This is a genomic window from Deinococcus aquaticus, assembly GCF_028622095.1.
GTDB classification, from domain to species: domain Bacteria; phylum Deinococcota; class Deinococci; order Deinococcales; family Deinococcaceae; genus Deinococcus; species Deinococcus aquaticus.
In genome coordinates, this window is sequence record NZ_CP115165.1 from 2732363 (window position 1) to 2745950 (window position 13588).

The 13588-nt window shown below is 68.8% G+C and carries 16 protein-coding genes; 7 read left to right on the top strand and 9 right to left on the bottom strand.

Annotated features, from left to right (window positions below; translation table 11 throughout):
- Positions 1 to 17: 17 nt before the first annotated feature.
- Together M8445_RS13225 and M8445_RS13230 are read left to right on the top strand one after the other, a co-directional pair.
- On the top strand, positions 18 to 1712 hold the full coding sequence (locus tag M8445_RS13225; protein ID WP_273988310.1) for a PhoX family protein: 1695 nt from the start codon (positions 18 to 20) through the stop codon (positions 1710 to 1712).
- A complete protein-coding gene (locus M8445_RS13230) occupies positions 1709 to 2041 on the top strand; it encodes a hypothetical protein (RefSeq protein ID WP_273988311.1) in 333 nt (110 codons plus the stop codon). Before M8445_RS13225 ends, M8445_RS13230 begins: the two co-directional genes overlap by 4 nt.
- Positions 2042 to 2111: 70 nt before the next feature.
- Here the strand turns inward: M8445_RS13230 and M8445_RS13235 are convergent, their stop codons facing one another.
- From M8445_RS13235 to M8445_RS13250, 4 genes are all read right to left on the bottom strand, one after another.
- Complete coding sequence (locus tag M8445_RS13235; RefSeq protein ID WP_273988312.1) at positions 2112 to 3203, bottom strand: polyamine ABC transporter substrate-binding protein; 1092 nt, start codon at positions 3201 to 3203, stop codon at positions 2112 to 2114.
- A complete protein-coding gene (locus M8445_RS13240) occupies positions 3200 to 4009 on the bottom strand; it encodes an ABC transporter permease (protein ID WP_273988313.1) in 810 nt (269 codons plus the stop codon). Before M8445_RS13240 ends, M8445_RS13235 begins: the two co-directional genes overlap by 4 nt.
- A 94-nt stretch (positions 4010 to 4103) precedes the next feature.
- The gene (locus M8445_RS13245) at positions 4104 to 4931 is read right to left on the bottom strand and encodes an ABC transporter permease (RefSeq protein ID WP_273988315.1); all 828 of its coding nucleotides are present in this window, start codon (positions 4929 to 4931) and stop codon (positions 4104 to 4106) included.
- Between the two features lie 88 nt (positions 4932 to 5019).
- Complete coding sequence (locus tag M8445_RS13250; protein WP_273988317.1) at positions 5020 to 6093, bottom strand: ABC transporter ATP-binding protein; 1074 nt, start codon at positions 6091 to 6093, stop codon at positions 5020 to 5022.
- A 239-nt stretch (positions 6094 to 6332) separates the two neighbouring features.
- Here M8445_RS13250 and M8445_RS13255 point away from each other — a divergent pair, with 239 nt between their 5' ends.
- Both M8445_RS13255 and M8445_RS13260 read left to right on the top strand, forming a co-directional pair.
- Complete coding sequence (locus tag M8445_RS13255) at positions 6333 to 6908, top strand: hypothetical protein (protein ID WP_273988318.1); 576 nt, start codon at positions 6333 to 6335, stop codon at positions 6906 to 6908.
- Positions 6909 to 6993: 85 nt separating this feature from the next.
- Entirely contained in the window at positions 6994 to 7887 is an 894-nt protein-coding gene (locus tag M8445_RS13260; protein ID WP_273988319.1) for a poly(ethylene terephthalate) hydrolase family protein, read from the top strand.
- Between the two features lie 36 nt (positions 7888 to 7923).
- Here M8445_RS13260 and M8445_RS13265 read toward each other — a convergent pair whose 3' ends face one another.
- Positions 7924 to 8592, bottom strand: coding sequence for a pentapeptide repeat-containing protein (locus M8445_RS13265; protein ID WP_273988320.1), 669 nt, complete (start codon positions 8590 to 8592; stop codon positions 7924 to 7926).
- A 6-nt stretch (positions 8593 to 8598) separates the two neighbouring features.
- A complete protein-coding gene (map, locus tag M8445_RS13270) occupies positions 8599 to 9360 on the bottom strand; it encodes a type I methionyl aminopeptidase (RefSeq protein ID WP_273988322.1) in 762 nt (253 codons plus the stop codon).
- Between the two features lie 65 nt (positions 9361 to 9425).
- On the opposite strand from map, the gene M8445_RS13275 reads away from it, so the two are divergent.
- Genes M8445_RS13275 through M8445_RS13285 form a run of 3 tightly spaced genes read left to right on the top strand, consistent with a single transcriptional unit; the run spans position 9426 to position 11287 of the window.
- Positions 9426 to 10313, top strand: coding sequence for a M55 family metallopeptidase (locus M8445_RS13275; protein WP_273988323.1), 888 nt, complete (start codon positions 9426 to 9428; stop codon positions 10311 to 10313).
- A 54-nt stretch (positions 10314 to 10367) separates the two neighbouring features.
- Positions 10368 to 10814, top strand: a complete 447-nt coding sequence (locus M8445_RS13280; RefSeq protein ID WP_273988324.1) for a hypothetical protein — start codon at positions 10368 to 10370, stop codon at positions 10812 to 10814.
- 47 nt (positions 10815 to 10861) lie between these two features.
- Positions 10862 to 11287, top strand: coding sequence for a GNAT family N-acetyltransferase (locus M8445_RS13285; RefSeq protein WP_273988325.1), 426 nt, complete (start codon positions 10862 to 10864; stop codon positions 11285 to 11287).
- 3 nt (positions 11288 to 11290) lie between these two features.
- Here M8445_RS13285 and M8445_RS13290 read toward each other — a convergent pair whose 3' ends face one another.
- Genes M8445_RS13290 through ispG form a run of 3 tightly spaced genes read right to left on the bottom strand, consistent with a single transcriptional unit; the run spans position 11291 to position 13364 of the window.
- Positions 11291 to 11740, bottom strand: a complete 450-nt coding sequence (locus M8445_RS13290) for a M14 family metallopeptidase (RefSeq protein WP_273988327.1) — start codon at positions 11738 to 11740, stop codon at positions 11291 to 11293.
- A 2-nt stretch (positions 11741 to 11742) separates the two neighbouring features.
- On the bottom strand, positions 11743 to 12144 hold the full coding sequence (locus M8445_RS13295) for a DUF4259 domain-containing protein (RefSeq protein WP_273988328.1): 402 nt from the start codon (positions 12142 to 12144) through the stop codon (positions 11743 to 11745).
- Entirely contained in the window at positions 12141 to 13364 is a 1224-nt protein-coding gene (gene ispG, locus M8445_RS13300; protein ID WP_273988329.1) for a flavodoxin-dependent (E)-4-hydroxy-3-methylbut-2-enyl-diphosphate synthase, read from the bottom strand. Before ispG ends, M8445_RS13295 begins: the two co-directional genes overlap by 4 nt.
- Positions 13365 to 13588: the final 224 nt, after the last annotated feature.

Below are 13588 nucleotides of genomic sequence, written 5' to 3' on the forward strand. Positions count from 1 at the left end.
CACCCAGACTGCGTGGCATGACCTCTCAGGACAAGGTTGAAGCCAGTTTCTGGCATCGTCTGCTCGACACCCGACTGACCCGCCGCACGGCGCTGGGCGGTGCCGCCGCGACGGCTGCGGCCGTGAGTCTGCCGCTGAACATCGCGCAGGCGCAGCCGAACAACGGCGGGCCCGTCACGGTGGACGCGAAGAAAATCAAACCTCAGACCGTCGCGCCGTTCCGTCCGGTGGCGGTGACGAACGCGGACGCCCTGACGCTGCCCTCCGGGTACCGGTATCAGGTGCTGGCTCCGTGGGGCGAGAAGTTCACGGACAGCGGCCGCGAGATCGGCTTCAACCATGATTACGTGGGGTTCTTCCCGCTCGACATGCTTCAGGGTGGGCAGAGCAGCACCGATGCCCTGCTGACCATCAATCACGAGTACGTGAACGCGCTGTTCGTGGGGGGCGACACCAAGGAGCGCACGCCGGCGCAGGTGAAGGCCGAGATGGAAGCCGTGGGCGTCAGCGTGGTCCGGGTGCGCCGGGAGGGCAGCGAGTGGAAGGTCGTGCCGGACGCCCGTAACCGCCGCATCGACGCGCTGACCGACATCGAGCTGACCGGCCCGGTGCGCGGCACGGCCCCGGTGAAGGGCGCCACGATGGTCAAGGGCAGCGTGGGCAACTGCTCGGGCGGGCAGACGCCGTGGGGCACGCTGCTGACCTGCGAGGAGAACGTGGACGGCTACGTGAAGGCCTGGGCGGGCAGCGGGTACGAGGCCATGCACCAGGGCTGGGTGACCGAGATCGACCCGTTCGAGCCGACCTGGACGCCGAAGAAACGCACGGGCATGGGCCGGTTCCGGCATGAGAACGTGGCGATCACGGTCGCGCCGGACGGCCGCGTGGTCGGATACATGGGTGACGACATGCAGGACGCCTGCGTGTACAAGTTCGTGTCGCGCGGCCGGTACAACCCGGCGGACCGCGCCGCGAACCTGAAACTGCTGGAAGACGGCGACCTGTACGTGGCGAACTTCGGGAACGGCAGCTGGGTGCTGCTGGACTACGACCGCAACCCGAAACTGAAGGACGCCAAGGGCGCAGACGGCAAGGCGCTGTTCGGCAGTCAGGCCGACGTGCTGGCCGACGCCCGCGCCAGCGCCCTGGCGGTCGGCGGGACGCCCGTGGACCGGCCCGAGGACATCGAGATTCACCCCCGCACCGGCGAGGTGTACGTCGCCCTGACGAACAACTCCAAGCACGGGAATTACTTCGGGCAGATCATCAAGTTCCGCGAGGCGAAGGACGACGCGGCCGCCACGGCCTTCCTGTGGGAAGTGTTCGCGGTGGGCGGCCCGCAGAGCGGCTTCGCCAGTCCCGACAACCTGGTGTTCGACCCGTACGGGAACCTGTGGATGGTCACGGATAACAGCGACCTGGCCAGCAACCCCATCAAGGGCTTCCACGGGAACAACGCCATGTTCTTCTTCGCGACCGAAGGCCCGGACGCCGGCAAGGCGCAGCGGTTCGCGGTCGGCCCGGTGGACGCCGAGATGACCGGCCCCGTCTGGAGCCCCGACGGCAAGACGCTGTTCCTGTCCATTCAGCACCCGGGCGAGGACAGCGAGAGCCTGGACAAGCTGCGCTCAAACTTCGCGGCGAAACCCGGCACGAACGTCCCGCGCCCGACGCTGGTCGCCATCGAGGGCTTCCCCGGCTGGAAAGCGTGAACGCCGTGAGCCTGCCGCCCCTGAAAGCCCCGTGGATCGTGGGCCGCGCGCCGCTGCTGGAGCACGCCGCCGACGAGTTCCTGAACGAGGTGACCCGCCAGCGCCCCTGGACGCGCGCCCGCGCCGAGGAACTGCTCGAGGCCCTGGACAGTTTCCTGGGCCGCCCCGCGCCGCTGCGGGCCTTTACCCGCGCGACCGGCGAGGCGTGGCTGCGCGCCCTGCACGAATCGGAACGCGACGAGGCCCGCGAGCTGATCGGCGAGTTCCGCGCGTACCTGCGTGACTGGGGCTGGCTGGACGCCCTGCACCCCGTGAACCAGCCGGATTGACGCCCTACCGATAGCAAGGCGCCCCCACGTTCAGCGGGGGCGCCTTGCTTCTTGGCTTCTGGGCTGTGACTCAGCGGCTCTTGAGTTCCGTCCAGATGCGGTCGTACAGGCGTTGCGGGCGGCCGGTGGGCAACTCGCCGATGAAGTCCAGGCGGCCGTCCGTGAGCCACGCGGCGGGTGGGTTCAGGGCGGGAATGTCCTTCAGGAAGTCGTCCAGCAGGGGCTGCGCGGCAGCGTTCGGGGTGGCGTAGTAGGTGTAGTTGCTGAGTTGCGCGCCGTTGTCCGCGTCGAGCAGGTAATCGATGAAGCGGTGGGCGAGGTCCGGGTTGGGGCTGCGTCTGAGGACAACCAGGGTGTCCATGCTGATGGTGGTGCCCTGGCGGGGCAGGATGACCTGCACGTTCCCATCTTCCTCGGTGGCGATCAGCAGGTCACCCACGTAGATCTGCCCGAGGTCGATCTGCCGGGCCAGGAGTTTGTTGCGGGTGCCGGGGCCGCCGTCGAACCCCTGGAAACCCTTCTTGGCGACCACGCGGCGCAGCAGGTCGCGCGCCTGTTTCAGTTCGCCCAGGTCGGTGGTGTTGGCGCTGAACCCCAGGTACTTGAGGGCCGCGCCGATCACCTCGCGCGGGTCGTCGAGCAGCACGAAGGTGCGGGTGTCGTCCGGGCCGAACAGTTCCGCCCAGGTGTCTCCGGGCACGTAGCGCCCCTTGTTGAAGGCCAGTCCGGTCGCGGCGTACTGGTACGGCACGGAGTACCGGTTGCCGGGATCGTACGCGGCGTTCAGGAAGCCGGGCGCGATGTTCTTCAGGTTCGGTAGCGCGCTCCTGTCGAGGGGTTGCAGCAGTCCGGCGCGGACCATGGTCTGCACCACGTAATTGCTGGGCACGGCAATGTCGTACTGCGCGCCGCCGCCCTGCAACTTGGCGAGCATGGCCTCGTTGCTCTCGAAGGTGTCCAGCACGACGCGCACGCCATTCTGCTTCTCGAAGGTCTTCACGAGGTCCGGGTCGATGTACTCGGACCAGATGAACACCCGCAGGGTCTTGCCGTCGCCACGCGTGACGGGCGCGTCGGGCGTGGCGGCGGCCGGTTTCTGCACGCGGTAGCAGCCGCTCAGCAGGGCGGGCACGAGCAGGGCGCTCAGGGCGGCGCGCTTCATGGCTGCCTCCGGGGGCGCAGCAGGGCGTTCGCGGCGACGATGGCGACCACCGTGACGAGGACCAGCAGCGCGCTCAGGGCGTTGATGTCCGGCGTGACGCCGCGCTTCACGTTCGTGTAGATCAGGACCGGCAGGGTACTGAAGCCCGACCCGCTCGTGAAGTACGTGACCACGAAATCGTCCAGGGACAGCGTGAACGCCAGCAGCGCGCCCGCCAGCACACCCGGCAGCGCCAGCGGCAGAACCACGTGCGTGAACGACCGCAGGCCGGTGGCGCCCAGGTCCCGCGCGGCCTCCTCCAGTTCCGGGCCGTACCCGGCCAGCCGCGAACGGACGGTCAGGGACACGTAACTGATCTGGAAGGTCACGTGCGCCAGCAGTACCGTCCAGAAGCCGTTGTCGAAGGTCCAGCCCAGGCGTTCCAGGCCCGAGCGCACGAACGAGTAGAACATCAGCAGACTCACGCCCATCACCACGTCCGGAATCACGATCGGCAGGACCAGCAGCCCGGTCAGGGCCGTGCGGAACCGCAGCGTGTACCGCCACAGGCCCAGGCCCACCAGCGTGCCCAGCACCGTGCTGACCAGCGTGCTGAGAAGGGCGATCTCCAGCGTGTGCGCCAGCGCCTCCCGCACGTCCGACCGCGCGAACAGCACCCCGTACCACTTCGTGGTGAAGCCCGCCCACGTCGCCCCGAAGCGCGAATCGTTGAACGAGAACACGATGAGCACGATGATCGGCAGGTACAGGAACGCGTACACCACCCACGCCCACGCGGTCAGGGCCGGATGCGTCCGCCGGGTCACGATGCCCTCCGGGCCGTTGATAGGTGATGGTCGATGGTTGAAAGAGGTTCCATCAACCATCGACCATCAACCTTTAACAGTGCGCGTAGCGCACTCATACGAGTTCCTCCAGGCCCTTCTGCCCGGCGGTGCGGGCGTACGCCCACAGGCCCAGCAGCACGGCGCCCATCAGCAGAAAACTCAGGGCGCTGCCGTACGGCCAGTCTCCGGCCTGCCCGAACTGGTTCTGGATGAGGTTCCCGACCAGCGCGGTCTTCGCGCCGCCCAGGATGTCGCTGACCACGAAGGTGCCCAGCGCCGGGATGAAGGTCAGCAGGATACCCGCCACAAGGCCCGGCAGGGTCTGCGGGAACACGGCCGTCATGAAGGCCCGCAAGGGCGGCGCGCCGAGGTCCTGCGCGGCTTCCAGCAGGCGCCAGTCGATCTTCTCGACGCTGGAGTACACGGGCAGCACGAAGAACGGCACGAACGCGTACACCATGCCCAGCAGGGTCGCCGTGAGGCTGGGCACCAGATCGAAGGGCCGCAGGATCAGAATCCAGGCGTACACGCGGATCAGGAAGTTCGTCCAGAACGGAATGATCAGCAGCAGCAGCAGCAGGTTCTTGCGCCGCGCGTCCTGCCGGGCAATGTAGAACGCCAGCGGGTAGCCCATCAGCACGCACAGCGCTGTGCTGAGTCCCGCCACCCACACGCTGCGCCACAGGACGCGCGCGTTGTCGGCCGTCCACTCCTGGAACAGCGCGTCGTACCCGAACACCCGTTGCCAGGATTCCAGCGTCCACGGGCCGCCCACCTGCGCGAGGTCCGTGCGGGTCAGGAACGAGTACCCCAGCATCACCAGCGCCGGCACGATCAGGAACACCGCCAGCCACAGCGTCCCCGGCCCCAGCGTGGCGAAGAAGCGCCGGACCGTCAGCACGGGGCACCTGCGGTGAGGTGATGGTTAAAGGTTGATAGTTGATAGAGGGGTTTTCCATCAACCATCAACTTTCGACTATCAACCCCCGTCATGCTTCTTCCAGCACGACGAGGTTGTCGGGCGGAAGGTAGAGGGTGACCTGTTCCTCGTAGTCGAAGTCTTCGTCGGCGCCGATGTCGGCGTTCAGCTGGAACACCACGAGCTGCTGGCCGCCGGCGCGCAGCAGGTACTGGTTCTCGGCTCCGGTGTACACGATGTCGTCCACGGTCGCGCGGATCTCGTTGCCTTCGGTCTCGTCGTCGCGTTCCATGCGCAGCTTCTCGGGCCGGACGGACAGCGTGACGTTCTGGCCGGGGCGCAGGCCCTCGCCGTGCGTGGTGCGCAGCGGGCCGTGCACGGTCTGCACGGTGGCGTCCGGGCCATCCACGCTCAGGACGGTGCCCTCGATCAGATTGCTGCTGCCCAGGAAGTTCGCCACGAACGCCGTGCGGGGCCGCTCGTACAGTTCCTCGGCCCGGCCCAGCTGTTCCACGCGGCCCCGGTTCATGACGGCGATGCGGTCACTCATGACCAGCGCTTCCTCCTGGTCGTGCGTGACGAACACGAAGGTCATGCTCAGGCTCTCTTGCAGGTTGGCGAGTTCTACCTGGAGCTCCTTGCGGAGTTTGAGGTCCAGCGCGGACAGCGGCTCGTCGAGCAGCAGCACCTGCGGTTCGTTCACGATGGCGCGGGCCAGTGCCACGCGCTGCCGCTGCCCGCCCGACAGCTGATCGGGGCGGCGCGAGGCGAAGTCCGCGATACGCACGCGCTCCAGGGCCTGCATGACCCGCTGCCGGGCCTGCGCGGCGGGCACGCCCTTCATCTTGAGGCCGAACGCCACGTTGTCCTGCACGCTCAGGTGCGGGAACAGCGCGTAACTCTGGAAGACGGTATTCACGTTGCGCAGGTGCGGCGGCACGCCCGTCATGTCCTGACCGCCGATGATGACCTGCCCGGCGTCCGGCTGCTCGAAACCCGCCAGGATGCGCAGCAGGGTCGTCTTGCCGCACCCGCTGGGGCCCAGCAGACTGAAGAACTCGCCCCGCCGGATGTCGAGGTCGATGTCGTCCAGCACGCGCGTCTCGCTGCCTGTCGGCGACCTGAAGCTCTTGAACACGTCCACGACACTGACGGCCGCATCGGCGGACAGTTCGCGTGACCGCTTTCCCTTAAACGCGACGCCGGTTATGGACGGGACCTCTGAATCTGACTCATGCCAGGGATTTTACTGGCCTGGGCGGGCAGCCACCCCCACTCCGCCTTAAGGGTGACGCGGCGCGCGCAGAGGTGGGGATACGCTGGCGGTGTTCCGCTGCCGTCACGCCCTGCCCCGAGTGCCCTGTTCCGAGTCGAGGTTTCCCTGTGGAAGATATTCTGGTTCCCCTGTTCTTTTTCGCCTCGGTGTTCGGTTTTCCGCTGGCGCGGCGCGCCATGATTCACCGGCACAGGCTGGAGTTGCTGCGCGCCCAGCAGGCTCCGGCGCACGGCACGTCCGCCCCCGACGGCCCGCAGGACAGCTCGCAGAACGACGCGCCCGCGCTGGCCCTGCGGCTGCCGGAACCGCACCGGCTGTACGCGCTGGCGCTGCTGTGCCGCCTCCAGGACGCCCCCCCGGCGCAGGAGCCGCAGGTGCGGGCGCTGCTGGGTCAGATCCGTTTCGAGTACCTGCCGGATACGCTACGCAGTTACCTGAACCTGACGCCCGCCGCGCGCGAGCAGCTCCGCGCCGGGGGCCGCGATCCGGAAGGGCTGCTGCGTGAGCAGCTGGAGCACCTGAGCCAGGGCGTGGACGGCGCGTTGCGGCAGGATCACGGTAGCGCCAGCCGCCTCCTTACGCAGGGACACTACCTGCGCGACCGCTTTGAGCCGTCCCCGCTGGACACCGCCCGTTTCGATGCAGCCGCCCGCAACCTGGGCGCGGCGCCGCTTCAGAAATGACCCGGCCGGGCAGAATCGACCCGAGTTGACGCGCTGGTCAGATGCTCTTGACGGCCCGTACCGGCATCAGACAGACTGATCTGGAATGAAAAACTTAACTGTCGGCCTCGCACTGACCGTCCTCCTGGCTGCCTGCGGAAGCGTGCAGCAACCGCCCGTCACGGCCGCGCAGGACCAGACCGTGACCACGCTGGCGCTCAACCCGTACGAGCGTGGCCCCGCCCCGACCACCGCCAGCCTGGAAGCGACGCGCGGGCCGTACGCCACGGCCACCACCACCGTGTCCCGGTTGCGGGTCAGTGGATTCGGGGGCGGCACCATCTACTACCCGACGACCACCAGCGACGGCACCTTCGGCGCTGTGGCCATGTCGCCCGGGTACACCGCCACGCAGAGCAGCCTCTCGTGGCTGGGGCCTCGCCTCGCCTCGCAGGGCTTCGTGGTGTTCATCATCGACACGAACAGCGTCTACGACCAGCCCGCGTCGCGCGGCACGCAACTTCTTGCCGCACTGCGGTACCTGACGGGCAGCAGCGACGTGCGCAGCCGCATCGACCCGGCGCGGCTGGCCGTCATGGGGCACAGCATGGGCGGCGGCGGCAGCCTGGAAGCCGCCAAGACCAACCCCGCCCTGAAGGCCGCCGTGGCCCTGACCCCCTGGAACACCGACAAGACCTGGCCAGAACTCCGCACGCCCACCCTGATCATTGGCGCGCAGTCCGATACGGTCGCGCCGGTCGCCTCTCACTCGGTGCCGTTCTACACCAGCCTGGCGGCCACGCTGCCCCGCACGTACCTGGAACTGCGCGGCGCCAGTCACTTCGTGCCGAACTCCGCGAACACGCCCATCGCGCGGGCCAGCGTGGCGTGGCTCAAACGCTTCGTGGACAACGACCTGCGCTACAGCCCGTTCCTGTGCCCGGCCCCGGCCGTCGGCACCACCTACTCAGACGTGCGCAGCAGCTGCCCGTTCAACTGACCGGCGCGGTAGTCCGGCACTGACGCGAACCGGTGGTCAGGGAAGGGCGTCCGGGTCCGGGAGGGTCTCCCCCACCCGGACGCCCAGCAGGTGAGCGAGGTCCGGCAGTTGCGCGGCGTCCACGGTCACGCCCTCCAGTTCGCGGGGGGTGACGCGCAGGCCGCGCAGGTCACTGGTGCGCAGGTCGGCCCCGGCCAGTCGCGCGCCGCGCAGGTCCGTGCGGGGCAGGCGGCACGCCCGCAGGATCAGGCCGGGCAGGTCGGCGTCCATGAAGACGGCCTCGGTCAGGTCGCAGTCGTCCAGGCGCAGGTGGGCCGCGTCGGCCTTCACCCACACGCTCAGGGGGGCGGTCACGCGGGTCAGGGCCACGTGCCGCAGGCGCGCGTGGGCGGCCTGCACGCCCAGCAGGCGGCAGTCCGTGAACTGCACGCGTTCCAGCGCCGCGTCTTCCAGGTGGGCGCCGCTCAGGTCGCAGCCCTCGAAGCGCACGTCGGTGAGGCGCACGCCGCGCCAGTGCACGCCAGTCAGGTTCACCTGCCGGAACACGCAGCCCTGGAAGGTCACGGCGTTCAGGGCCTCCGCGCCGATCAGATCGCCTTCCAGCGCCAGACCCCGGTACACGGTTTCGCTTTCCAGCGGGCCGGGCGGCGGGGCGCGCAGACCTCCGCGTGGGAATTTCGGGGCGTTCGGGCGGGTCGTGTCCATTGACAGTTACAGCGTGAGGATCTCGTAGCCCTTATCAGTGACGACCAGGGTGTGCTCGAACTGCGCGCTGGGTTGCCCGTCGGCGGTGGTGACGGTCCAGCCGTCGGCCAGCAGGCGCGTCTCGGGGCGGCCCAGGTTGATCATGGGTTCCACCGTGAACACCATGCCCGGCTGGAGTTTCAGGCCGGTGTAGCGCGCGCCCCAGTGGTAGATGGTGGGTTCCTCGTGCAGTTTCTTGCCGATGCCGTGCCCGGTGTACTCGCGGACCACGCCGTACCCGCGCGCCTCGGCGAGGGTCTGGATGGCGTGCCCGATGTCGCCGGTGCGGGCGTTCGGGCGGATGACGTCCAGCCCTGCTTTCAGGCACTCGCGGGTGGTGTCCACGAGGCCCTGCACGTCGGCGCTGACCTGCCCGACCGTGTAGGTGTAGCAGGCGTCGCCGTACACGCCGTTCATCAGCACGCCGATGTCCACGCCGACCACGTCGCCTTCCAGCAGCACGCGCCCGTCGGGAATGCCGTGGCAGATGACCTCGTTCACGCTGGCGCAGATGGTGCCGGGGAAGGGGTTGTTCTTAGGGCCGTACCCCAGGTAAGCGGGCGTGGCGCCGGCACGGCGGATGTGTTCCTCGGCGAGGGTGTCGAGTTCTTTCAGGGTGACGCCGGGCTTCACGTACGGCTCCAGCACGCGGAACGTTTCCGCGACGAGCGCCCCGGCGCGGCGCATGGCTTCGATCTCTCGGGCGGATTTCAGGGAAACGCGGCTCATAACGCATGAGGCTAACACGGCCCGGCGCGCCCTTCCCTGCCGCGCGTCACGGTACCCTGGCCCCCATGAGTGACCAGCACAGCGGCACAGGGGCGCGCAGCGTCGTGATCAGCGTGGACATGGAAGGCGTGACTGGCGTAGCCAGCTGGGTGCAGGTCAGCCCACCCGAGTTCGGTGGGTTGGTCAGCGGCACCGAGTACGAGCGGGCGCGCGAACGCATGACGCTGGAAGCGGCCGCCGCCGCGCAGGGCGCGCTGGACGCCGGAGCGACCGACGTACTTGTGAACGACAGTCACGACACCATGCGCAACCTGATCCCGGAACTGCTCCCGGACGGCGTGCGCTTTACCAGCGGGAACGACAAGCCGCTGAGCATGGTGCAGGGCGTGCAGGAGGCCGGCGTGCTGGGCCTGCTGTTCGTGGGCTACCACGCGCGGGCCGGAAGCGTACGCGGGCCGCTGGCACACACCTGGAACGGCTTCATCCGGGACGTGCGCGTGAACGGCATGAGCACCGGCGAGTACGGCCTGAACGCCCTGCTCGCCGGGCATTACGGCGTGCCAGTCCTGTTCGCGTGCGGGGACGACGTGGCCATGGCGGAAATCACCGCCGAACTGGGCGAGGGTGTGATCACGGTGCCGGTCAAGGAGGGCCTGAGCAGTTTCGCGGCCACGCACCTGCACCCGCGTGAAGCGCAGCGCCGCATCCGCGACGGCGCATTCCGGGCCGTGACGCAGGCGCTGGGGTCGCCGCCCCAGCCGTACGGCACGCGCTTCCCGGCCGCCGCGCAACTGAGTTTCGATCATCAGGCCCGCGCGGACGCCTGCGAACGCGTGCCCGGCATCACCCGCATCGACGCCGTGACCGTCGGCTGGGAGAGCGAGAACGCCTTCCACCTGTTCCAGACGTTCCGGATGCTGGCCAGCGTGGCCGCCGTGCGCCTGAACGCGTAACCACCGCAGGCAACCCTGCGGGCATCCTCATGCGGCGTCCGGTAGCCTGAACGCATGCACCCCCTGACCGCCCTGAGCCTCACCGCCACCCTGACCGCCCCCGCCAGTGCCGCCGCCGTGTGGGCCGGTGTGGACGCCACCACGAGCGGGTACGGCGTGCACGCCGGGACCGCCCTGCTGCCCATCCCGTTCATCGGCACGGTCGGCGTGGAAGGCAGCGCCGAACGCCCCTGGCAGACGACCGACACCACCTACAACCGCTACGCCGCCGGCGTGACCCTGCGCGACCTGAACCTCCCCCTGACGAAGGTGGACGCCTTCGCCACCGTCGGCGGGCAACTGACTACCCCCACCGCCCAGGGCAGCGAGAACAGGTTTGCGCTGTACGGCGAGACCGGCCTGCGCGGCCCCGTGTTCGGCCCCGCCGGATGGCGCGCGTTCGTGCGGGCCAGCAGCGCCGGGCAGATCGGCGCGGGCGTCGGCCTGGAACTGCGCTTCTGACCGCAATTGCACCCACCTGCCCGGCTGTGCTCTGACAGACTGGGCAGGTGACCACCGAACCCGCTTACACCCTGCACACCACCCTGGACGGCGTCACGCCGGGGCAGTTGCAGGGCTTCTTCGTGGACTGGCCGAATCCGCCCAGCCCGGACACCTTTCACCGCGTGCTGGCCGGATCGTACCGGGTGGTGCTGGCCGTCAGCGGCGGGCAGGTCATCGGCTTCGTGCAGGCCATCAGTGACGGGGTGCTCACCGCGTACATTCCGCTGCTGGAAGTCCTGCCCGAGTGGCAGGGCCGGGGCGTGGGCCGCGCCCTGATGACCCGCATGCAGGACGAACTGCGGCACCTGTACGCCGTGGACCTGGGCTGCGAAGACAACCTCGTCCCGTTCTACGAGGGCCTGGGCATGAGACGGGGCAACCTGATGTTCACCCGACGCTACGAGCGGCAGAGTGGCGCGGTGGAAGGCTGACCCTTACCAGTACTGGAACAGCAGGTCGCCACGTGAAAACCCCAGGTGCCGCGCTCCCTTCGCCGTACCGGGTGTCAGGCGATCCAAATCGGCGCGGTCAGGCGTACCGTTCAGCCACGCGGCGTCCGGGACGATCCAACCGCGCCCCTGCCACCATGAGCCGAGGCCGGGCGGGTTCAGGTAAGGGGGGAAGGTCGCCCCCGGATGCGCGGCGTCCGTGAACGCCATCAGCGGCCAGTCGGTGTGCGCCAGCATCCTCACCTCTTGCTGACTGAAGGGAAACTGGAGGGTCTGACCCCGCACGCCCGTCAGCGGGTCGGTGTGAAGCCCGCCGGTCAGCGTCCAGCCGAGTTCGCGGGCGCAGCGGTGCAGGTCAGCCGTCAGGCGGGCCGGGGCGTGCGGGTCGGCGCGGGTCAGGTCGTCCCGTAGCCACGGCAGCACGCCCGGTTCCACGTTCAGCTCAGGGCGGCGCGCAGGCGCTGAATGTCTCCCCGCCACGCGTCGGCATCTTCACTGTCCTCCCACAACTCCGGGAGTTCGCTGCCGGGGCCGGTCACGCGGTCCAGGGCTTCCAGGGCGTGTTCCCGCAGGTGCGTGAGTTCGGTAGGGTCAGCACCCTGCACCCAGGCGCGCAGGGCGGCGTCGGTCAGGGCGCTGGTGTCGCCGGTCAGGATGGCGGCCAGGATCTCAGCGGCGGCGACGGCGCGGTGGCCTTCCTCGGCTTCCAGGTAGTCGTTGTCGGGGTCCAGGGCGACGTCCAGCGCCTCGGCCAGGGCGAAGGGACCGTCCTGGACGACCTCGCGGGCGTAGTCGGCGGCGGCCTCGTTCTCGAAGGGTCCGGTGCCCCAGGCGCTCATGCGGTCACCTCCTGGCGGCCGTAGCGCTGCTCGACGTACTTCTCCATCAGTTCCTGGAAGTCCTCGGCGATGCGGGGGCCGCGCAGGGTGGTCAGGAGTTTACCGTCCTGGTAGACGGGCGCGCGGGGGTCCTCGCCGGTGCCGGGCAGACTGATGCCGATGTTGGCGTGTTTGCTCTCGCCGGGGCCGTTCACGATGCAGCCCATGACGGCCACCTGCATGTCCTCCACGCCGGGGTAGCGGGCTTTCCAGTCGGGCATGGTGTCGCGGATGTAATCCTGGATTTTCTGCGCGAGTTCCTGGAAGAAGACGCTGGTGGTGCGGCCACAGCCGGGGCAGCTGGTGACCTGCGGGAGGAACTGGCGGATGCCGAGGCTCTGGAGGATCTGCTGGGCGACCTCGACTTCCAGTTTGCGGCTCGCGCCGGGTTCCGGGGTGAGACTGACACGGATGGTGTCGCCGATGCCTTCGATCAGGAGGGGTGCGAGGGCGGCGCTGCTGGCGACGATGCCTTTCATGCCCATGCCCGCCTCGGTCAGGCCGAGGTGCAGGGGGTAGTCGCACAGCGGGGCCAGCTGGCGGTACACCTGCCAGAGTTCCGGGGCAGAGCTGACCTTCACGGAAATCAGGATTTTGTCGTGCGCCAGCCCGAGGGATTCGGCGTAGCGGGCACTTTCCAAGGCGGAGACGACCATCGCGTCGATCATGACGTCCGTGCCGGTCTTGGGGCTGCCGGCGGCGGTGTTCTCGTCCATCAGGCGGGCCAGGACCTGCTGGTCGAGGCTGCCCCAGTTCACGCCGATGCGCACGGGTTTGTCGAATTCCCTGGCGACCTCGATCATGGTGGCGAAGTTCGCGTCGTGGTGCTGACCGGCCCCGACGTTGCCGGGGTTGATGCGGTACTTGGCGAGCAGACGCGCCGTCTCCGGGAATTCGCGCAGCAGGATGTGGCCGTTGTAGTGGAAGTCCCCGACGATGGGCACCTCGATCCCGACCTCCTGAAGGCGGGCGACGATGTCGGGGATGGCGGCGGCGGCCTCGCGGGTGTTGACGGTGACGCGCACGATCTCACTGCCCGCGCGGGCCAGCTGGGCGATCTGGATGGCGGTGGCTTCGGCGTTGGCGGTGTCGGTGTTCGTCATGGACTGCACGACGACTGGGTGGGCGCTGCCCACCATGACGCCTCCGACGTTCACGCTGACGGTCTGACGACGGTTCATGCCGCCCAGTGTACGCGCCGCCATGCGGGATGGTCAGGAAGGAGCGTTACGACCGCCGTCCGGTGCGCCGCCCCCCCGGCCACTTGACCGGAGGGTGCGGCGGCCTTCAGACTGTGGCGCAAAGTTCAAAGGCAACGCTTGCCCGCCGGGCACGACCTTGGCCGCACTGTCATTCGTGACGCTGTGCGCCCAGGCCGTGCCCGGCGGCTTTTCTGCTGCGCTGC